Below are 19699 nucleotides of genomic sequence, written 5' to 3'. Positions count from 1 at the left end.
AAACGGTACTCTGCGGGGATGTGACATTAACTGAAGATCGATATGGACAACGTCTCTTCCCCGATAGTGACCACGCGCCACGGCGATATTAGCGGCATAACCGATGGCGATGTGCAGGTCTGGCGCGCCATTCCCTATGCTGCCCCGCCGGTGGGCGCGTTACGCTGGCGTTCGCCGCAGCCGGTGGCGAGCTGGCAGGGCGTGCGTCAGGCCACCGCTTTTTCGCCGTCGAGCTGGCAGAGCAGTGAGTACTGTCAGCAGCTGGGCGGGGGCGATCCGGGCCGCTTCTCGGAGGATTGCCTCTACCTGAACGTCTGGTCGCCGGTGGAGCGCGCCGCGCCGCTGCCGGTGATGGTCTGGCTGCACGGCGGGGGCTTTACCATTGGCGCTGGCGGGCTGCCGCCCTACGACGGCAAAGCGTTGGCGCAGCGCGGGGCGGTGATCGTCACCCTCAACTACCGGCTTGGCCATCTGGGCTTTTTTGCCCATCCGGCGCTGGCGGGAGAAGAGGAGCGGGTGGTGCATAACTTTGCTCTGCTCGATCAGATGGCCGCCCTGGAGTGGGTGCGGGACAACATCGCCCGCTTTGGCGGCGACCCGGAGAACGTCACCCTGTTTGGCGAGTCTGCCGGGGCGCGCAGCGTGCTGTCGTTACTGGCTTCGCCGCTGGCTAAGGGGCTGTTCCATAAGGCGATAATCCAGAGCGGCTACACCCTGCCGGATACCCCCCGGGAGCAGGCACTCAGCAAGGGCGAGGCGCTGGCGGCCCATTTTGGTCTTGAGGATGCCACCGCTGAGCAGCTGCGGGCGATCCCGGCCGAGGCGCTCTGGCCGCTGACGGCACCCCTCAACGTGGGCCCGGCCCCGATAGTCGGAGATTGCGTACTGCCCGAGCCGATGCTGGAGGTCTTTTTTGCCGCGCGCCAGCATCCTGTGCCGATCATGGTTGGCTCGAACAGCGATGAGGCGAGCGTGATGGCGGTGTTTGGCGTCGATCTCGCCGGGCAGATCCAGAAGCTGCGCCGGGAGCGGCGGCTGGGGTTAGGATTAATAAAGCTGCTCTATCCCGGCATTAAAGACGACACCGAGCTGGGGCGTCAGGTGTGCCGCGATATGGCCTTCACCACCCTGGGGTTTGTGGTGATGCAGGCCCAGCGGCGGGTAGGGGAGCCGTGCTGGCGCTACTGGTTTGACTATGTGGCTGAAGCCGAGCACGCCACCTACGCCAACGGGGCGTGGCATGGCAACGAGGTGCCTTACGTGTTTGATACGCTCACCCTCGCCGAGCCCGCCCGACAGTATGTGAATGCCAACGACCTGGCGTTTTCCGCTCAGGTTGCCGATTACTGGGTCAACTTCGCCCGCCATGCCAGCCGGCAGTGCGACACGCTGAATGGCCCGACGCGCTGGCCTGCCTGTCACCACGGGCGGGACGTGCTGCTACGCATTGGAGTGAATAAACATGCGGGTTTTAAGCTTGAAAATCGATTTATGCGCGCCCGCATGGCGCTGTTCAAACGGGTAATGAAGCACCACGTCAGCCTGGATTAAGCAGGCATTCGCGAAAGGCGGCCAGCCCCGCCGCTTTGCCGCGAGACTCCCGCAGCACCAGCCGGTAGCTGGCGCCGGTTTTGATACTGCTGGCGTAAGGCCGCACCAGCCGCCCGGCGCGGATATCTTCCGCCACCAGCGTCTCGTCGGCAATCGCCACGCCGAGCCCCTGGATGGCGGCGGTGATCGCCAGATCCATGGTGTCGAAGTGTTGATTTTTGTGCATGACAGGCGACTGCACGGCCTGTTTTTCCAGCCACAGCGACCAGTCGGTTTTATCCCGCGTCGGATGCAAAAAGGTCAATGACTCCACCGCTGAGCCCTGGCGTAACGGGCTGATCACCGGGGTTAAGGCCTCCTCGAACAGCAGATCTCCCGCGCTCAGGTGGGTGCCAAAAACAATGGCCGCGTCGTAGGATTCGGTTTTGAAATTCACGCTGTGATCGTTGGTGGTGGTGAGCGCAATCTGCAACTCGGGCTGCTCGCGCTCCACCTGCAGCAGTCGCGGCACCAGCCAGCGCATGGCGCAGGTGGGCACTTTCAGGCGCACCACGGTTTGCTGCGCCCGGGCCTGGTCCGCCACCGTCAGAACCTGTTCATACGAGGCGCGCAGATCCGGCAGCAAAGCGCTGCCCTGGGAGGAGAGGCGCAGCCCGCGGGCGTGGCGCTCAAACAGCGGAAAACCGAACCAGCCTTCAAGGGCGGCGATCTTGCGGCTCACGGCCCCCTGGGTCAGGCACATCTCTATTGCCGCATGGGTCAGATTCAGGTGCCGGGCGGTAACAATAAACGCCTCAACGGCAGTAAGCGGGAACGCGCGATGCGACACAGAACCTCCAGGTATGAGTTTTTGTCATGGCTATTATGACAACAATTCGATTGTCGCCACAATAGCCTTCAGGTTGAATAGTTATGCACTATCCACCAGGGGGATTAAAGATGACGCTGCGCACTCCGATACAAACCCGTTCCAAACTGCCGGACGTTGGCACCACCATTTTTACCGTTATCGGTCAGCTTTCCGCTGAGCACAATGCCATCAACCTTTCTCAGGGCGCGCCGAACTTCGACTGCGACCCCGCGCTGGTAGCCGGCGTCCACCGAGCCATGCAGGCGGGCCACAACCAGTACGCGTCGATGACCGGGCTGACGCCGCTGAAGGAGCGCATCGCTGATAAAATCGCCTCGCTGTACGGCACGCAGTACGATCCGGCCAGCGAGGTACTTGTCACCGCCAGCGCCAGCGAAGGGCTCTACTCGGCCATCAGCGGCCTGGTGCATCCCGGCGACGAAGTGATCTACTTTGAACCGTCGTTCGACAGCTACGCGCCGATTGTGCGTTTGCAAGGCGCAACGCCGATCGCCATCAAGCTGACGGTGCCGGATTTCGCGGTGAACTGGGATGAAGTGCGCGCCGCCATTACCTCGCGCACCCGGATGATCATCGTCAACACGCCGCATAACCCGAGCGGACAGGTCTTCTCGGCCGACGATCTGGAACAGCTCGCGGCGATCACCCGTAACACCGACATTATTATTCTCTCTGACGAAGTGTACGAGCACGTGGTGTTCGACGACGTACCGCATCACGGCATGGCGACCCATTCGGGGCTGGCTGAGCGCAGCGTCATCGTCTCGTCGTTTGGTAAAACCTACCACGTCACTGGCTGGCGCGTCGGCTACTGCGTCGCCCCGGCGCAGCTGATGGTTGAGATCTGCAAAATCCATCAGTTTTTGATGTTCTCTGCCGATACTCCTATGCAGTACGCGTTTGCCGAACATATGGCCGATCCGCAAACCTGGCTGTCGCTGGCGTCGTTCTACCAGCGCAAACGCGATCTGCTGGTCAACCTGCTGGCCGATTCCCCGTTCCGCCTGCTGCCGAGCGCAGGCTCGTTCTTCCTGCTGGCGGATTACAGCCACTTCAGCGATGAACGCGACAGCGAACTGGTGAAGCGGCTGATTGTTGACTACGGTGTTGCCACAATCCCGCTTTCGGCGTTCTATACCGACGGGACAGATAACAAATTAATCCGTCTCTCTTTTGCGAAAGATGAGGCGACATTACGGGCAGGTGCGCAGGCCCTGTGTCGGGTAAAACCACGCTAAGGAGTTCAGTCATGAAATTAAAAGCCTTCGTTGTCGGCCTGGGGTTGCTGTGTTCGTTTTCCTCTTTTGCCGCAACCGAATTACGTTATGGCGTTGAAGCCGAGTATCCGCCCTTTGAGAGCCGCAACTCTTCCGGTGAGCTGGAAGGGTTTGATATTGAGCTGGGCAACGCGATTTGCGCGGCGGCGTCGCTGAAATGCAGCTGGGTCGAAACCTCCTTCGACGCGCTGATCCCGGGGCTGGTAGCGAAGAAATTCGACGCCATCAACTCGGCAATGAACATTACTGAGCAGCGTCGCCAGAGCATCGACTTTACCCAGCCGATCTACCGGATCCCGTCCCAGCTGGTGGGCAAGACCGGCAACGTGGTTGACGCCACGCCGGAAGGGCTGAAGGGTAAAACCATTGGCGTGTTGCAGGGCTCTATTCAGGAAACCTACGCCAAAGAGCACTGGGAGAAGCAGGGTGTCACCGTGGTGTCGTATAAAGATCAGAACATGGCCTGGGGCGATCTGCTCAATGGCCGTATCGACGCCTCGCTGGTCATGTCCGCCGCCGGGCAGGCTGGCTTCCTGAGCAAGCCGCAGGGCAAGGGCTTCGGCTTTATCGGCAAGCCGGTGTCGGATGACACCATCCTCGGCAGCGGGATCGGCTATGGCCTGCGTAAAGGCGATGAGGCCACGAAAAAACAGCTTGATGCTGCGATTGATAAAGTCCGCGCTGACGGCACCATCGACAAGCTGGCGAAGAAGTACTTCCCGGGCATCGATGTCAGCGTAAAATAATAAACATCTGATCGTTTAACCCCTGGCGTTGATGTCCGGCAGGGGCTTTTTTATACCCGTCATACTTCAAGTTGCCTGTGCGTTGGCTTTCCTCGCTCACCCCAGTCACTTACTTTAGTAAGCTCCTGGGGATTCGCTGCGTCGCCGCCTTCATGCAACTCGAATTATTTAGGGTATATACTTTTCTTTACCCGCGTTTCAGGCAATTCCCCTCGACAGAAAAATCTTTCACGCTTTGTTCATATTCTCGCCTGTCAATAATTGGATTCTTAACCGTTTTTGTTTAGGCTGTGCCCCTTTAATGATGTTCTTTCTTGCCGTTGTTTCGCCGTAAGCGAAACCCACTACCCACGACCATAAGGACGTTTTTCCAGGCATGAATCGCAGACGTTTTTTAAAAGGCTCTCTGGCCGTAGCCGCAGTGAGCGGGACCTCCGGACTTTCCGCACTCTTTTCCCAGGCGGCCCATGCGGCTGAATCGGATATCGCGGACGGGTCGAGCCGCCGTTTCGACTTTTCTGTGCTGCAATCCATGGCGCACGACCTGGCGCAAACACCGTGGGGCGGTGCGCCGCGTCCTCTGCCTGAAACCCTGGCAACGCTGACGCCGCAGGCTTACAACAGCATCCAGTACGACGCAAAGCAGTCGCTGTGGAACAACATCGAAAACCGCCAGCTTGACGTGCAGTTCTTCCACGTCGGGATGGGCTTCCGCCGTCGGGTGCGCATGTTCTCGCTGGACAACCAGACCTCCCAGGCGCGCGAGATCCACTTCCGCCCTGAGCTGTTCAACTACCACGACGCGGGCGTTGATACGAAGCAGCTGGAAGGCCAGAGCGATTTAGGTTTTGCCGGTTTCCGCGCCTTTAAATCCCCGGAGCTGGCGCGTCGCGATATCGTCTCGTTTCTCGGCGCCAGCTACTTCCGCGCGGTGGATGACACCTACCAGTACGGACTCTCCGCCCGCGGCCTGGCGCTGAACACCTACGCCGACAGCACTGAAGAGTTCCCTGATTTCACCTCGTTCTGGTTTGAAACCGTGAAACCGGGCGCGACCACCTTCACGGTCTACACCCTGCTCGACAGCCCGAGCATCACCGGTGCCTATAAGTTCGTGATCCACTGCGAGAAGACCCAGGTGATCATGGACGTCGAAAACCACCTGTATGCCCGCAAGGACATCCAGCAGCTGGGGATCTCGCCGATGACCAGCATGTTCGCCTGCGGCAACAACGAACGCCGCATGTGCGACACCATTCACCCGCAGATCCACGACTCCGACCGTCTGGCGATGTGGCGCGGCAACGGGGAGTGGATTTGCCGTCCGCTGAATAACCCGCAAAAGCTGCAGTTCAACGCCTATACCGACAAAAACCCGAAAGGTTTTGGTCTGTTACAGCTCGATCGCGACTTCTCGCACTATCAGGACATTATGGGCTGGTACAACAAGCGCCCAAGCCTGTGGGTTGAGCCGCGTAACCAGTGGGGTAAAGGCACCGTGAGCCTGATGGAGATCCCAACCACCGGTGAAACGCTGGATAACGTGGTCTGCTTCTGGCAGCCGGAAAAACCGGTGAAGGCGGGCGACAAGCTGGACTTCCAGTATCGTCTTTACTGGAGCGCGAAACCGCCGGTGCGTTCCCCGCTGGCAAACGTGATGGCTACCCGTACCGGCATGGGCGGCTTCCCGGAAGGCTGGGCCCCGGGCGAGAACTACCCGAAAGTCTGGGCGCGCCGTTTTGCGGTTGATTTTGTTGGCGGCGATCTGAAAGCGGCGGCCCCGAAAGGGATCGAGCCGGTGATCACCCTGTCCAGCGGCGAAGCGAAGCAGATTGAAATTTTGTACGTGGAGCCGTTCGACGGATACCGCATTCTGTTTGACTGGTATCCGACCAGCGATTCGACCGATACGGTGGATATGCGTATGTTCCTGCGCTGCCAGGGTGAAGCAATTAGCGAGACCTGGCTGTATCACTACTTCCCGCCTGCGCCGGATAAACGCCAGTACGTTGATGACCGCGTAATGCGATAAACCGTAGGCCGGGCAAGCGCACGCGCCGCCCGGCATTGCAGACCGCAGGGTCCGTGTTCACGCCGGGTGGCGGCTACGCCTTACCCGGCCTACAAAGGCTGACTGATGAACACCACTAACGAAGAAGAAATTATCCCCGTCACCGCGCATATCGAACTGCGCGCCGCCGACGAACGTTACACTACCGAACTGCACAATCTGGTGGTCAAAAACCGGGCATATCTGCAGGACTACCTCAACTGGCCGCAGTTTGTCGGCACGGAGAACGATACCCGGCAGAACATCCTGAGCAACCAGATGCTGCACCAGCGCGGTTACGCCAAAATGTTCCTGATCTTTAACGATAACGCGCTGGTGGGGGTGCTGTCGTTTAACGCCATCGAGCCGCTGAACAAGACAGGCTATATCGGCTACTGGCTGGATGAAGCTCATCAGGGGCAGGGGATTTTGTCCCGGGCGCTGGAGGCGTTTATTGACTACTACGCCTCGCGTGGGGAGATCCGCCGCTTCGTCATCAAGTGCCGCGTCGACAACGCCGCCAGCAATCAGGTGGCGCAGCGCAACGGCTTCGTGCTGGAGGGGTGCCTGAAAGAGGCTGAGTTCCTCAACGGGAATTATGACGACCAGAACATCTACGCCCGTATCAGCGCTTCATAATGCCCCGAGCAGCGGCGTGCGCGTGATGCGCTGCGCGCCGTTAATCACCTTCGCACCGCGCAGGTGAATCATCTCCCCGTCAAATGCCTCGATCACCGCATCATCGGTAATTTCAATATGATGTTCGATCAGCACTTCACCCTGAATCCGCGCCCGGCCCTGGATCACCACTTTGTCATCAATCAGGATTGGCCCGCCGCGGAGCCAGGCCTCGCCGCCAATCAGGACATGGTGTTTGATGACGCAGTTGCCCTCAACCAGCGCATTTTCCGCCACCTGGGAGCTGTAACGCAGGGTGGGGATGGCATCGTCCTCCAGCCCGGCGAGCAGGCGCGCGTTGCCGTATACTTTGGCGCAGTCGCACACCCAGACGTTATTCACCTCGTTGCCTTCGATTAACGCGTTCTCAAACACTTCGGCGCGATGCTCGACAAAGGCGTAACTGACGATGGCGTTACCGTAGATCTGCGCCTGATGCACCACCCGCGACTGGCTGACCGTGGCCTCGCCGAAGATCCTTAGGATCTGCTCATGGTCCGGGGTGAGGCCTTTGGCGGCAATCACCATGCTGTTGTGCAGCACCCGGGCATTGTCGAAAAGGTGGCACTCCCCGCGCACCACTGATGACTGAATGGTGACGTTGTCACTTATTCGTGCGCCGTGGCTGATCTGCGCCCCATCCACCCAGACGTTATCGCCCACTGATGCCTGATGGCTGATGACGCAGGGCTGGGTGATACGCGCGTTGCCGCTCACCCGGGCTCCGGCAAAGACCACGCTGTTCTCGTCATAGATCCAGCAGTCGTGCTCGTGTGACAAGGCCGATTCGTCATCAACCCAGCCGCCCCGCGTGCCGCTTTTTACATCGCTAAAATCCCGCGCGGCGATAATCTGACGCACTTTTACCGCTGTTCTGGTCTCGCCGTCCTGCCAGTGGTGCAGACGGCTCTCATCGCTGAGTCGATATTTATTCATCACTGTGCCCGCCGTTGTCCTCTTCACTAAACGTAGCAAAGTTTACGTTGATCGAAAGAGTGGCATCCGCAAATGAAACGCTTTAAACTAGCATTTCAAATATATTTTATACCTTAAAATAAATGTATAAGACTCAATCCACTGAACGCGTTCTGAACTTGCCCGCTGGCTACTACGGCATGGTGCTGGGGACCATCGGTATGGGCTTTGCCTGGCGTTACGCCAGCACGATCTGGCCGGTATCGCACTGGCCGGGCGAGATCCTGGTCTCGCTGGCGATGGTTATCTGGCTGCTGTTAACCGTGGCGTTTATCACCCGTCTGGTGCGTTTTCCGGGGAGCGTGCTGGCGGAGATGCGTCATCCGGTGATGAGCAGTTTTGTCAGCCTGTTTCCTGCCACCACGATGCTGGTGGCGATTGGCTTTGTGCCCTGGTATCGCCCGCTGGCGCTATGCCTGTTTAGCGTGGGCGTGGTGGTTCAGCTGAGCTATGCGGCGTGGCAGTCCGCCGGGCTGTGGCGCGGCAAACATCCGGAGGAGGCGACGACGCCGGGTCTCTATCTGCCGACGGTAGCGAACAACTTTATCAGCGCCATGGCCTGCGGCGCGTTGGGTTTTCACGATGCCGGGCTGGTGTTTCTCGGCGCGGGAGTCTTCTCCTGGCTGAGCCTTGAACCGGTGATTTTGCAGCGCCTGCGCAGCGCGGGGGAACTGCCTGCGCCGATGCGTTCATCCCTCGGTATTCAGCTGGCACCGGCGCTGGTGGCCTGTAGCGCCTGGTTCAGCGTGAACGGCGGAGAAGCGGATACCTTCGCCATAATGCTGTTCGGATACGGCCTGCTGCAGCTGCTGTTTACTCTGCGGCTGATGCCCTGGTATCTAGTGCAGCCGTTTAATGCGTCGTTCTGGAGCTTTTCGTTCGGCGTGTCGGCGCTGGCCACAACCGGTCTACATCTGGGGCAGAGCAGCCCGTCCGGATTCTTCCACGCCATCGCCATCCCGCTGTTTATATTTACCAATGCCATCATTGCGCTATTACTGGTGCGAACCTTTATCCTGTTGATGCAGGGAAAACTACTGGTTCGTGCAGACAAAGCAACGCTTATGCAAGCTGAGGAAAAAGAATGACTGTGTTTGATGAGAACTACTTCACCGAAAAATATGGCCTGACCCGCACCCACTCAGAAGTGCTGTACAGCGCCGGGATTGTTAAGCCGGGCAAAACGCTGGATCTCGGCTGTGGCAACGGACGTAACAGCCTCTACCTGGCTGCCAACGGCTACGACGTGACCGCGTGGGATAAGAACCCTATGAGCATCGAGAATATCGAGAGCATCAAGGCGAAAGAGGGCATCACTAACCTGCAGACGGCGATTCAGGATCTCAACAGCCTGCGCTTCGACGGTGAATACGATTTTATTCTCTCCACCGTGGTGCTGATGTTCCTGCAGTCAGAAACTATTCCGGGCCTGATCGACAATATGCAGCGCTGCACCAAACCCGGCGGCTATAACCTGATTGTGGCGGCAATGGATACCGAAGATTATCCGTGCAACGTGGGCTTCCCGTTTGCGTTTAAAACCGGCGAACTGAGCCAATACTATGCGGGCTGGGAGCAGCTGAAATATAACGAAGACGTCGGCGAGTTACACCGCACCGACGCCCAGGGAAACCGCATCAAGCTGCGTTTTGCCACGCTTCTGGCGCGTAAACCGGCTTAACGGGCATTGCCCGGCGGCGCTAGGCTTGCACGGGCCTACGGGTGAGTGCCGTTGTAGGCCGGGTAAGGCGCAGCCGCCACCCGGCTTAACGCGCCGCCAGCAGGCAAATCTGTAGCGCGGTGTTATACGACGCCTCAAACGACTTCAGCGGTAAAAATTCAAACTTCGAGTGGAAGTTGTGGGCTCCGGTGAAGAAGTTCGGGGTTAACAGCCCTTTCGCCGACAGCGCCGCGCCGTCGGTGCCGCCGCGCATCGGGGTCGGTTTTGGGGTGATGCCTAAACTTTCCATCGCCTCAAACATCAGGTCAATCGCCCGGCGATCTTCGCCCACCGCGTTGCTGATGTTGCTGTAGGTATCTTCGATGTGCCAGCTCACCTTAGCCGTTGGGTGCTGGGCGGCGATCTTCTCTGCCACGTCGCCAATCTGCGCCTTGCGAGCGGCGAAACTGTCGCGATCAAAATCACGAATGCTCGCCTTCAGCAGCGCCTCGTTTTGCCCGGCCTGAATGCCGTTAAACCAGATATAGCCTTCGCGGCCCTCGGTGTGCTCCGGCGTTTGCAGGCGATCGAAGTGGCTGATGTAATCCGTCGCCATCAGAAGCGGGTTCACCAGCACCCCTTTGGCCGACATTGGATGCGCCGTCACGCCGGTAAAGCGAATTTCCGCCGCCGCCGCGTTGAAGTTCTCATAGACAATCTCCCCGAGCTCGCAGCAGTCGATGGTCCAGGCGAAATCGACGTCAAAACGCTTCAGATCCAGCGCCTTCGCCCCGCACAGACCAATCTCTTCATCCGGCACAAAAGCCACCACGATATCGCCATGTTTGTGCTCAGCGGTGAGGTTTTCCAGCACCGTCATCACCACGGTCACCGCCGATTTGTTGTCGGCGCCCAGCACGCTGGTGCCGTCGCTGAAGATGATCTCTTCATTGGGGTAGGCCAGAATTTCCGGGTGCTCGCTGACCTTCAGCCAGATCTCTTTTTCGGCGTTGAGACAGAGATCATCGCCTGTAAATGTCAGGATCTGCGGATTAATGTCTGGTGACAATCCCACGTCGACGGTATCGATATGGGTGATAAAACCGATCCGCGGCGCGCCCGGCACATTCCCCTTTTTCACCGCGGTAACGGTGGCAAATTCGTCAATGACGATATCCGACAAGCCCAGCGTTTGCAGCTCTGCCGCCAGCATTCGCGCCATCTCGTGCTGGCCGGGTGTGGAGGGCAGAGTTTTCACCTTCGGATCGCTCTGGCTGGTGACGGCCAGGTAGCGAAAGAAGCGTTGGGTTAATTGTCTGGCGAGCGCAGAAGCCATGGTGGATCCTTCTTTATTTGAGTTATCAGGTGTTTGCAAAATCACTTTAATGATATTTATGGTTCGGCACGACAAAAATTCATTAGCCGTCAAATTAAAAGACAGGAAAACGCGATGAAAAGCAACCTCACAAAACTGGCGCTAACCGTAGCTGCACTGACGGTCAGTTCCACCGTTGCCGCTAAAACGCTGGTCTATTGTTCCGAAGGATCGCCGGAGAACTTTAACCCGCAGCTCTATACTTCTGGCACCAGCGTGGATGCCAGCGCCGTGCCGGTGTACAACCGGCTGGTGGATTTTACCCCGGGCACCACCGATCTGGTGCCGAGCCTGGCCGAAAGCTGGGACGTGAGCGAGGACGGCAAGGTCTATACCTTCCATCTGCGCAAAGGGGTGAAGTTCCAGAGCAACAAGCTCTTCACCCCGACGCGCGACTTTAATGCCGATGATGTGATTTTCTCCTTCATGCGGCAGAAAGACCCTAAGCATCCGTATCACAACGTCTCTAACGGCAACTACTCGAATTTCGAAAGCCTGGAATTCGGCAAGCTGATCACCGCCATCGATAAAGTGGACGAACACACGGTGCGCTTCACCCTGGCCCACCCGGAAGCGCCGTTTGTCCCGGACCTGGCCTGGTACTTTGCGTCGATCCTTTCCGCCGAGTATGCGGACGCGATGCTCAAAGCCGGCACGCCAGAGAAGGTGGATATGGAGCCGATTGGCACCGGGCCGTTTAAGCTTGCGAAATACCAGAAAGACTCGCGCATTCTGTTCACGGCGTTCCCGGAGTACTGGCAGGGCAAGGCGAAGCTGGATCGTCTGGTGTTTACCATCGTGCCGGATGCGTCGGTGCGCTTCGCCAAGCTTGAGAAAAACGAGTGCCAGGTGATGCCGTTCCCTAATCCCGCCGATCTGCCGCGGATGAAGGCGAACAAAGATCTTAATCTGATGAGCAAGGCGGGGCTGAATACCGGCTTCCTGTCATTTAACACCCAGAAACCGCCGTTGGATAACGTCAAAGTGCGCCAGGCGCTGGCGATGGCCATAAATAAACCGGCCATCATTGAGGCGGTATTCCAGGGCACCGGTACGGCGGCGAAAAACCTGCTGCCGCCGGGCGTGTGGAGTGCCTACAGCGAGCTGAAAGACTACGATTACGATCCTGAAAAAGCCAAAGCCCTGCTGAAAGAGGCCGGTTTTGCCAACGGGATGACCATCGACCTGTGGGCAATGCCGGTGCAGCGTCCGTACAACCCGAATGCCAAACGCATGGCCGAGATGATTCAGGCCGACTGGGCGAAAATTGGCGTGCAGACCAAAGTCGTCACCTACGAGTGGGGAGAATACCTCAAGCGCGTGAAGGGGGGCGAACACCAGGCGGCGCTGATGGGCTGGACCACGGCAACGGGCGATCCGGATAACTTCTTTGGTCCGCTCTTTACCTGCACCTCAGCCAACGGCGGTTCTAATTCCGCAAAATGGTGTTATCAACCTTTTGATAAAATTATTGCCGAGGCTAAATCTATTACCGATCACGATAAACGCGTCGCGCTATATAAACAGGCGCAGCAAATGATGCACGATCAAATGCCGGCGGTAATGATTGCGCACTCAACTATTTTTGAGCCTGTACGCAAAGAAGTCACAGGCTACGAAATTGACCCGTTCGGTAAGCATTTATTCTGGCAAGTGGATATAAAATAATCATTTAACGCTGCCCGTAATGGTTACGGGCAGTCTTTTTCTTATTTATGCTGCCTCCCTCATTTTTTGTCACTTTTTTTTCAGCAAACATTTGCTATAACTTCAATTGCATATTTGCACTTCACAGGGATACACCCATGCGTACTAATACTTTATTTAAAGTTGCCGCGCTTTCCGGCCTGTTGCTGCTGGCGGGTTGTGCGTCAAAAGTGGCAGAGCCCGATAAATATTCAGGCTTTTTAAAAGATTACTCCGGTTTGAAATCAACCACGTCAGCAACGGGTAAACCGACGCTTCGCTGGGTTGATCCGTCATATAACGAAGCGAATTACGACAGCATTGTCTGGAACCACATCACCTATTATCCGGCGCCGAAGCCAACCACCCAGATCGGTCAGCGTACGCTGGATGAACTGTTGAACTACACCAACGATAAAATGAAAAACGCGATTGGCCAGCGTAAGCCAATCGTGGCGACGCCGGGCCCACGTAGCCTGATCTTCCGTGGTGCTATTACCGGTGTTAGCTCGCAGAAAGAAGGCCTGCAGTTCTATGAAGTTGTCCCTGTTGCGCTGGTCGTTGCCGGTACGCAGATGGCAACGGGTCACCGTACCATGGATACCCACCTCTACTTTGAAGGCGAGCTGATTGACGCTAAGACCAACAAACCGGTCATGAAAGTAGTGCGTAAGGGTGAAGGTAAAGAGCTGAATAACGAAAGCACGCCGATGACCTTCGCGACCCTGAAACAGGTTGTGGATGACATGGCGACCGATGCCACCATGTTTGATGTGCATAAAACCCAGTAACACAAAAACGGCCTGCATTGCGCAGGCCGTTTTTTTATGCCGTTCTCAGACGTCTGAACCAGTTCTCCGGTCGGGCAAACATCACCAGATTCCCCGTTAAAATCAGCAGTAACCCCGCAATCCCGTTACTGTGCCAGACATATCCCTCGTACATCGTCGAAAATGAGAGCGCCACCAGCGGAAAGAGCAACGTGCTGTATGCAGCCTTGCCCGCGCCAATTCTTCCTACCAGCGTGAAGTACGCGCCAAAGGCGATCACCGAGCCAAACAGCGCCAGATAGAGCAGCGCGCCCATATAGCTCACCGACCAGACCGGCGTAAAGTCATCCCCGCGGATCAGCGCAATCGCCCCCATCACCAGGGTGCCGTACAGCATCGCCCAGGCGTTGGTGGTCATAGTTTCCAGCCCCTTGCGCTGGTGGCGCAGGCTGATCATATTCCCGAGCGAGAAACCGTAGGTGCCCAGCGCCGACAGAGCAATCCCGAACAGCAGACCGGCGCTCCAGCCGCTGGCCAGCAGGTCGTTCCAGAACAGGGTAATAATGCCGAGCAGCCCAAGCGCCGCCGCCAGATAAAAGCGGGCAGGCGGGCGCTGACCAAAAAAGAGGAAGCTGTTCAGGGCGTTATACAGCACTGCCATTGAGAAAATCACCGACTCCAGTCCGGTATTGATATAGGCCGCGGCGGTGTAAAAACACCAGAAGTTAAAGCAGAAGACGCAGCACCCCTGCAGGCCGCAAAACAGGTGGTCACGTAAGGCAAGCGGGCGCAGGCGTCGCAGTATCAGCAGCACCGTCATAATGGTGGCGGTGGCGACGGCAAAGCGCCAGAAAATAGAGACCGGCGCGGGGACCGGCCCCTGTTGCAGGAAAATGGCAATCCAGGTGGTTCCCCAGATAACAACAACCAGCGCGTACAAAAATGCGTTCATCTTATTTCTCTTCTCAGCAAAGTCTGCGCTCAGTATGGCGACAGAGGCTCATGCCTTCTTTCACGGACTTGCGGCGGACTTGCATATTCTTGCGCTTTTTTCCTGACGCAGGCAGAAGAGGACTGGCACTGAAGGGCAGATCTTTTTAGACTTGTTAATTCTTATTAACAGTGTGTGAGTGGTTATGGCTGAGACCTACGGTGCCTTTGAAAATCTGCGCAAGCATAAAGCGGTATTACATAATGCCGTGGCGCTGAATTCAGGGATCCAGCTGGCGGCCTGGTCAAATAAACGTGACACCATTACGCAATATTGCGATCACCACACGCTGAGCCTTTATATCGCCGACGGTTACGAGAGCTATCACAAAACCACCGCAGGCTGGAAAAACGGCGGCGGGCCGGATCGTTTTTGTCTGATGCCGAAAGAGAGCGAGTCCACTTGGGATATTCGCGACGATCTGTCATTTGTGCATCTCTACTGTACCGACGATCACCTGCGCAACGTGGGGGAGCAGGTATGGGACAAAAGCCCGTACAGCTTTACCCTCGACGAAAATCTGTTTGGCGATGACGCCAGCATTACCGCTCTGTACCGTCATTTTATCCTTGGCTGCGACTGGCAGCAGTCTGCCAATCAGCTGACGCTGAGCACCGCCTCGACGCTGCTCCTGACCCATCTGGTGCAGCACTACAGCAACGTTCAGTGGGCGTTGCCGACCGTTACCGGCGGGCTGTCGCCGTTCGTGCTGCGCAACGTGCTGGCGTTTATCGAAGAGAATCTGGCCCAGCCGCTGACCCTGGCGGATCTGGCGGCGCAGGCGAGCCTGAGTGAGTTTCACTTTGCCCGCATGTTCCGTCAGTCGATGCAGATGGCCCCGCACCAGTATGTGATGCAGCGGCGGATGGAGAAGGCCAAAACCCTGGTCCGCAGCACCCGTCAGCCGCTTACCGATATTGCGCTGGCCTGCGGGTTCAGCTCCGCCAGCCATTTCAGCAACCGCTTTCGCGCCGCGACAGGGCTTACGCCGTCCCAGCTACGCGCGGCGAGTGCGTAACAGCAGGGCGTAGCAGACGCCGCCCGCCACTAATCCCCAGAACGCCGAACCAATCCCCGCAAGCGTTGCCCCGCTGGCGGTGAGCAGAAAGGTCACGATAGCCGCATCGCGCTCGGCTTCATTGTGCAGCGCCTGGTGCAGACTGCCGCCGATAGTGCCCAGCAGCGCCAGGCCCGCCAGGGTCTGGATCCAGCTTAACGGCAGGGCCGCCATCAGCCCGCTAATCGAGCCGCCGAAAATCCCCGCCAGCAGATAAAACACGCCTGCCGCCGCTGCGGCCAGCCAGCGTTTGCTGGCATCCGGGTGCGCGTCCGGGCTCTGACAGATGGCGGCGGTGATGGCCGCGATACAGATGGAGTACACGCCGAACGGCGAAAGCAGCAGCGCCAGCCCGCCGGTGACGATAATCAGCGGCGAGACGGCCACCGGATAGCCGGAGGCTTTCATCGTGGCGAACCCGGGCGCATTCTGCGAAGCCATGGTCACCAGGAAGAAGGGCAGACCGATGCTGATAAGCGTGGTCAGATTAAAGGTTGGGGCAATAAATTCTGGCATCACCACGGCGAAGGTGAGCCTGTCGGTGACAACGTCACCGTTCAGGGCCGCCACCGCACCGCCCACCAGCAGGGTGGCGACAATGGCATAGCGCGGGGCAAAGGCTTTAGTCAGTAGCCAGGCCAGCAGCATGCTGCCGCACAGCAGTAGATGCCCCTCCAGGTTACTGAAGGCCTGCAAACCAAAACGCAGCAGCACCCCGGCGAGCATCGCCGCCGCCAGCGAGTGGGGGATGATCTTCATCAGCCGGGCGAACAGGCCGCTGACGCCGCAAATCAGGATTAACGCATTGGCGAAGATAAAGATGCCGATAGTTTCCGACAGGCTCACCCCCTGCAGGCTGGTCGCCAGCAGGGCGGCACCCGGCGTCGACCAGGCGGTCAGCACCGGGGCTTTATACCACCACGACAGCCCCAGGGTGCTGATGCCCATACCAAGCCCTAATGCGGTCATCCAGCCTGCTATCTGCGGTGCCGTTGCACCTGCGGCAGCGGCGGCCTGCCAGATAATGGCGGCGGAACTGGCGTAGCCCACCAGCACGGCGACAAAGCCGGACAGGACGGTGGGAAAGGTGAGCGAGGATGCGCGCATGGGAACTCCGTTGTGCGTTATAACAGCCGTGAATGTAGCACTGTGCGTTATAGCATACAAGTGCTACACTCGCGGCAACGGGAGGGACCATGGACATCACACAACATCTTGCCATCACACTGAAAACGCTGCGTCAGGCGCGCGGCTGGAGCCTGTCGAAGCTGGCAGAAGAGACCGGGGTGTCGAAAGCGATGCTCGGCCAGGTGGAACGCAACGAATCCAGCCCGACGGTTTCGACGCTGTGGAAAATTGCCACCGGGCTTAACGTGCCGTTCTCGACCTTTATCACCCCCGAAGCGGAGAACCCGGCTGTGTTTGATCCCCAGCAGCAGGCGATGGTGGTGAAACCGCTGTTCCCATGGGATGACGCGCTGAAGTACGATCATTTTTCCATAACCCTGGCACCCGGCGCGCTCAGCGAATCCACGCCGCACGAGGCGGGGGTGATTGAACACGTGGTGGTGATCAGCGGCGAACTGGAGATGCAGATCGACGGCGTCTGGCAGACCCTTATGCCCGATACCGGCCTGCGATTTGCCGGGGATAAACCGCACGCCTACCGCAACAGCAGCGGCCAGACGGTGCACTTTCACTCACTCATCCATTATCCCCGCTAAAGGCACGCAAAACTGTTTCACTGGCCCATACTTCTGACTACAATAGCCGCCATTTTGACCATAACGGATAACGACGAAGTATGCGCCTGCCATCCCATCATCTTGAACTTTTAAGCCCGGCTCGTGACGCCGCCATTGCCCGTGAAGCTATTCTTCACGGTGCCGATGCGGTTTATATCGGCGGCCCTGGATTTGGCGCCCGCCATAATGCCAGCAACAGCCTGCGCGATATCGCCGACCTGGTGCCGTTCGCCCACCGTTTTGGGGCGAAAGTGTTCGTGACCCTGAACACCATTCTTCATGATGATGAACTGGAACCGGCGCAGCGCCTGATCACCGATCTGTACCAGACCGGCGTCGACGCGCTGATCGTCCAGGATATGGGCGTCCTCGAAATGGATATCCCGCCGATTGAGCTGCACGCCAGCACCCAGTGCGATATCCGCAGCGTAGAGAAAGCGAAATTCCTGTCTGATGCGGGCTTTACCCAGATCGTGCTGGCCCGCGAGCTGAACCTCAATCAGATCCGCGACATCCGCCAGGCGACCGACGCCACTATCGAGTTCTTTATTCACGGCGCCCTGTGCGTGGCTTACTCCGGCCAGTGCAACATCTCCCACGCCCAGACCGGGCGCAGCGCCAACCGCGGTGATTGCTCCCAGGCCTGTCGTCTGCCGTACACCCTGAAAGACGATCAGGGCCGCGTGGTCGCTTTTGAAAAACACCTTCTGTCGATGAAAGACAACGACCAGACCGCCAACCTCGGCGCGCTGATCGACGCGGGCGTGCAGTCCTTCAAGATTGAAGGGCGCTACAAAGATATGAGCTACGTGAAGAACATCACCGCCCATTACCGTCAGATGCTCGATGCCATTATTGAGGATCGCGGCGGTCTGGCGCGCAGCTCTGCCGGGCGCACCGAGCACTTCTTTATCCCGTCCACCGACAAGACCTTCCATCGCGGCAGCACCGATTACTTCGTGAACGCGCGTAAAGACGATATCGGCGCATTCGATTCACCGAAGTTTATCGGCCTGCCGGTGGGTGAAGTGCTGAAGGTGACGAAAGAGTATCTGGATGTCGAAGTGACCGAACCGCTGGCCAACGGCGACGGTCTGAACGTGATGATCAAGCGTGAAGTGGTCGGCTTCCGCGCCAATACGGTAGAAAAAACCGCAGAAAACCGCTACCGCGTCTGGCCGAACGAGATGCCTGCCGACCTGTATAAAGCGCGTCCGCATGCGGCGCTTAATCGTAACCTCGACCACAACTGGCAGCAGGCGCTGCTGAAAACCTCCAGCGAGCGTCGCATTGCGGTGGATATCGAGCTGGGCGGCTGGGAAGAGCAGCTGATCCTCACCATGACCAGCGAAGACGGCACCAGCGTGACTCACACCCTGGACGGGCAGTTTGAGGTGGCGAACAACGCCGAAAAAGCGCTGAACAACCTGAAAGACGGTGTCGCTAAACTGGGCCAGACCATCTATTACGCGCGTGATATTCAGGTCAATCTGCCGGGTGCGCTGTTTGTCCCTAACAGCCTGCTGAACCAGTTCCGTCGTGAAACGGCAGAGATGCTGGACGCGGCGCGTCTGGAAAACTACCCGCGCGGCAGCCGCAAACCGGTCTCCGTGCCGCCGCCGGTCTACCCGGATACGCATCTCTCGTTCCTGGCGAACGTCTACAACCATAAAGCGCGGGCGTTCTATCAGCGCTACGGCGTGGAGCTGATAGACGCCGCCTATGAAGCCCATGAAGAGAAGGGCGACGTGCCGGTGATGATCACCAAGCACTGCCTGCGCTTCGCCTTCAACCTGTGCCCGAAACAGGCGAAGGGCAATATCAAAAGCTGGAAAGCGACGCCGATGCAGCTGGTGAATGGCGATGAGGTGTTAACCCTGAAATTTGACTGCCGTCCGTGCGAAATGCACGTCATCGGCAAGATGAAAAACCATATCTTCAAAATGCCTCAGCCGGGCAGCGTGGTGGCCTCCGTCAGCCCTGACGATCTGCTGAAAACGCTGCCGAAGCGTAAAGGCAGTTAATTAGCGAAAATGAGTATCCGGTTTGCGCGACTTCTGCCAGTGGTGATGTTCGCGCAAGCCGTCAGCCGACTCCTCTGCTGCTACCCGCAGCTCATCGCTGTCCGCCTCGTGGCGTAACTGCTGCTCGACGTTCTTCACCCAAAAAAACTCGTGCCCTTTGTGTCCTGCCATCAGCTGACCCGAAAATAACGCACAGGCCAGCAACATTATCGATAACGCTCTTGTAAACATCTTGCCACCGGT

Annotated in this window: 18 protein-coding genes; 12 read left to right on the top strand and 6 right to left on the bottom strand. The window is 58.0% G+C overall.

Going from position 1 to position 19699, the window contains the following annotated elements; translation table 11 throughout:
- The first annotated feature begins 42 nt into the window (after nucleotides 1–42).
- Nucleotides 43–1551, top strand: coding sequence for a carboxylesterase/lipase family protein (locus FHN83_RS24070; RefSeq protein WP_139565199.1), 1509 nt, complete (start codon nucleotides 43–45; stop codon nucleotides 1549–1551).
- Here the strand turns inward: FHN83_RS24070 and FHN83_RS24065 are convergent.
- Nucleotides 1538–2380 carry a LysR substrate-binding domain-containing protein gene (locus FHN83_RS24065; protein ID WP_139565198.1) on the bottom strand — a complete coding sequence of 281 codons (843 nt, stop codon included), beginning with the start codon at nucleotides 2378–2380 and terminating at the stop codon, nucleotides 1538–1540. The two genes, FHN83_RS24070 and FHN83_RS24065, sit on opposite strands and share 14 nt — an antisense overlap.
- Nucleotides 2381–2490: 110 nt before the next feature.
- Between FHN83_RS24065 and FHN83_RS24060 the strand changes: the two genes are divergently transcribed.
- The 4 genes from FHN83_RS24060 to rimL all read left to right on the top strand — a co-directional run bounded on the left by FHN83_RS24060 (nucleotide 2491) and on the right by rimL (nucleotide 7134).
- Nucleotides 2491–3660, top strand: coding sequence for a pyridoxal phosphate-dependent aminotransferase (locus FHN83_RS24060; protein ID WP_139565197.1), 1170 nt, complete (start codon nucleotides 2491–2493; stop codon nucleotides 3658–3660).
- An 11-nt stretch (nucleotides 3661–3671) separates the two neighbouring features.
- Entirely contained in the window at nucleotides 3672–4445 is a 774-nt protein-coding gene (locus FHN83_RS24055; protein ID WP_139565196.1) for an ABC transporter substrate-binding protein, read from the top strand.
- A 376-nt stretch (nucleotides 4446–4821) separates the two neighbouring features.
- Nucleotides 4822–6477, top strand: coding sequence for a glucan biosynthesis protein D (locus tag FHN83_RS24050; protein ID WP_039028634.1), 1656 nt, complete (start codon nucleotides 4822–4824; stop codon nucleotides 6475–6477).
- A gap of 105 nt (nucleotides 6478–6582) precedes the next feature.
- Nucleotides 6583–7134 carry a 50S ribosomal protein L7/L12-serine acetyltransferase gene (gene rimL, locus FHN83_RS24045; RefSeq protein ID WP_139565195.1) on the top strand — a complete coding sequence of 184 codons (552 nt, stop codon included), beginning with the start codon at nucleotides 6583–6585 and terminating at the stop codon, nucleotides 7132–7134.
- On the opposite strand, the gene ydcK is transcribed toward rimL, so the two are convergent.
- Nucleotides 7129–8109, bottom strand: a complete 981-nt coding sequence (gene ydcK, locus FHN83_RS24040) for a YdcK family protein (protein WP_139565194.1) — start codon at nucleotides 8107–8109, stop codon at nucleotides 7129–7131. The two genes, rimL and ydcK, sit on opposite strands and share 6 nt — an antisense overlap.
- Before the next feature lie 122 nt (nucleotides 8110–8231).
- Between ydcK and tehA the strand changes: the two genes are divergently transcribed.
- Both tehA and tehB read left to right on the top strand, forming a co-directional pair.
- On the top strand, nucleotides 8232–9236 hold the full coding sequence (gene tehA, locus FHN83_RS24035) for a dicarboxylate transporter/tellurite-resistance protein TehA (RefSeq protein ID WP_139565193.1): 1005 nt from the start codon (nucleotides 8232–8234) through the stop codon (nucleotides 9234–9236).
- On the top strand, nucleotides 9233–9829 hold the full coding sequence (gene tehB / locus FHN83_RS24030; protein ID WP_139565192.1) for a tellurite resistance methyltransferase TehB: 597 nt from the start codon (nucleotides 9233–9235) through the stop codon (nucleotides 9827–9829). The genes tehA and tehB overlap by 4 nt, the downstream gene beginning before the upstream one ends.
- Before the next feature lie 85 nt (nucleotides 9830–9914).
- Here the strand turns inward: tehB and pepT are convergent, their stop codons facing one another.
- Nucleotides 9915–11144 (bottom strand): peptidase T, encoded by a 1230-nt coding sequence (gene pepT / locus FHN83_RS24025; RefSeq protein ID WP_139565191.1) that lies wholly within the window; start codon nucleotides 11142–11144, stop codon nucleotides 9915–9917.
- A gap of 114 nt (nucleotides 11145–11258) precedes the next feature.
- Between pepT and FHN83_RS24020 the strand changes: the two genes are divergently transcribed.
- Together FHN83_RS24020 and FHN83_RS24015 are read left to right on the top strand one after the other, a co-directional pair.
- On the top strand, nucleotides 11259–12851 hold the full coding sequence (locus FHN83_RS24020; RefSeq protein ID WP_139565190.1) for an ABC transporter substrate-binding protein: 1593 nt from the start codon (nucleotides 11259–11261) through the stop codon (nucleotides 12849–12851).
- A gap of 137 nt (nucleotides 12852–12988) precedes the next feature.
- Nucleotides 12989–13660 carry a DUF3313 domain-containing protein gene (locus tag FHN83_RS24015; protein ID WP_039028641.1) on the top strand — a complete coding sequence of 224 codons (672 nt, stop codon included), beginning with the start codon at nucleotides 12989–12991 and terminating at the stop codon, nucleotides 13658–13660.
- A 34-nt stretch (nucleotides 13661–13694) separates the two neighbouring features.
- Here the strand turns inward: FHN83_RS24015 and FHN83_RS24010 are convergent, their stop codons facing one another.
- On the bottom strand, nucleotides 13695–14591 hold the full coding sequence (locus FHN83_RS24010) for a DMT family transporter (RefSeq protein ID WP_039028642.1): 897 nt from the start codon (nucleotides 14589–14591) through the stop codon (nucleotides 13695–13697).
- 184 nt (nucleotides 14592–14775) lie between these two features.
- Between FHN83_RS24010 and FHN83_RS24005 the strand changes: the two genes are divergently transcribed.
- Complete coding sequence (locus tag FHN83_RS24005; protein ID WP_039028643.1) at nucleotides 14776–15648, top strand: AraC family transcriptional regulator; 873 nt, start codon at nucleotides 14776–14778, stop codon at nucleotides 15646–15648.
- On the opposite strand, the gene FHN83_RS24000 is transcribed toward FHN83_RS24005, so the two are convergent.
- The gene (locus FHN83_RS24000; protein ID WP_255296768.1) at nucleotides 15628–16815 is read right to left on the bottom strand and encodes a benzoate/H(+) symporter BenE family transporter; all 1188 of its coding nucleotides are present in this window, start codon (nucleotides 16813–16815) and stop codon (nucleotides 15628–15630) included. The two genes, FHN83_RS24005 and FHN83_RS24000, sit on opposite strands and share 21 nt — an antisense overlap.
- A gap of 68 nt (nucleotides 16816–16883) precedes the next feature.
- On the opposite strand from FHN83_RS24000, the gene FHN83_RS23995 reads away from it, so the two are divergent.
- The gene (locus tag FHN83_RS23995; protein ID WP_138369054.1) at nucleotides 16884–17411 is read left to right on the top strand and encodes a helix-turn-helix domain-containing protein; all 528 of its coding nucleotides are present in this window, start codon (nucleotides 16884–16886) and stop codon (nucleotides 17409–17411) included.
- Between the two features lie 80 nt (nucleotides 17412–17491).
- The gene (locus FHN83_RS23990; protein ID WP_039028646.1) at nucleotides 17492–19456 is read left to right on the top strand and encodes a peptidase U32 family protein; all 1965 of its coding nucleotides are present in this window, start codon (nucleotides 17492–17494) and stop codon (nucleotides 19454–19456) included.
- On the opposite strand, the gene FHN83_RS23985 is transcribed toward FHN83_RS23990, so the two are convergent.
- On the bottom strand, nucleotides 19457–19687 hold the full coding sequence (locus tag FHN83_RS23985) for a DUF2554 family protein (RefSeq protein ID WP_039028647.1): 231 nt from the start codon (nucleotides 19685–19687) through the stop codon (nucleotides 19457–19459).
- Nucleotides 19688–19699: the final 12 nt, after the last annotated feature.

This window comes from Leclercia adecarboxylata (assembly GCF_006171285.1).
GTDB lineage: Bacteria > Pseudomonadota > Gammaproteobacteria > Enterobacterales > Enterobacteriaceae > Enterobacter > Enterobacter barmai.
This window is presented reverse-complemented; position numbering and strand designations above follow the sequence as displayed.

Coding starts and splice junctions, on each gene's coding strand:
- FHN83_RS23985 (WP_039028647.1), bottom strand. CDS start 19,687: ATGTTTACAAGAGCGTTATCGATAATGTTGCTGGCCTGTGCGTTATTT.
- pepT (WP_139565191.1), bottom strand. CDS start 11,144: ATGGCTTCTGCGCTCGCCAGACAATTAACCCAACGCTTCTTTCGCTAC.
- FHN83_RS24010 (WP_039028642.1), bottom strand. CDS start 14,591: ATGAACGCATTTTTGTACGCGCTGGTTGTTGTTATCTGGGGAACCACC.
- FHN83_RS24005 (WP_039028643.1), top strand. CDS start 14,776: ATGGCTGAGACCTACGGTGCCTTTGAAAATCTGCGCAAGCATAAAGCG.
- FHN83_RS24015 (WP_039028641.1), top strand. CDS start 12,989: ATGCGTACTAATACTTTATTTAAAGTTGCCGCGCTTTCCGGCCTGTTG.
- FHN83_RS24055 (WP_139565196.1), top strand. CDS start 3,672: ATGAAATTAAAAGCCTTCGTTGTCGGCCTGGGGTTGCTGTGTTCGTTT.
- FHN83_RS23995 (WP_138369054.1), top strand. CDS start 16,884: ATGGACATCACACAACATCTTGCCATCACACTGAAAACGCTGCGTCAG.
- FHN83_RS23990 (WP_039028646.1), top strand. CDS start 17,492: ATGCGCCTGCCATCCCATCATCTTGAACTTTTAAGCCCGGCTCGTGAC.
- FHN83_RS24020 (WP_139565190.1), top strand. CDS start 11,259: ATGAAAAGCAACCTCACAAAACTGGCGCTAACCGTAGCTGCACTGACG.
- tehB (WP_139565192.1), top strand. CDS start 9,233: ATGACTGTGTTTGATGAGAACTACTTCACCGAAAAATATGGCCTGACC.
- rimL (WP_139565195.1), top strand. CDS start 6,583: ATGAACACCACTAACGAAGAAGAAATTATCCCCGTCACCGCGCATATC.
- tehA (WP_139565193.1), top strand. CDS start 8,232: ATGTATAAGACTCAATCCACTGAACGCGTTCTGAACTTGCCCGCTGGC.
- FHN83_RS24050 (WP_039028634.1), top strand. CDS start 4,822: ATGAATCGCAGACGTTTTTTAAAAGGCTCTCTGGCCGTAGCCGCAGTG.
- ydcK (WP_139565194.1), bottom strand. CDS start 8,109: ATGAATAAATATCGACTCAGCGATGAGAGCCGTCTGCACCACTGGCAG.
- FHN83_RS24060 (WP_139565197.1), top strand. CDS start 2,491: ATGACGCTGCGCACTCCGATACAAACCCGTTCCAAACTGCCGGACGTT.
- FHN83_RS24070 (WP_139565199.1), top strand. CDS start 43: ATGGACAACGTCTCTTCCCCGATAGTGACCACGCGCCACGGCGATATT.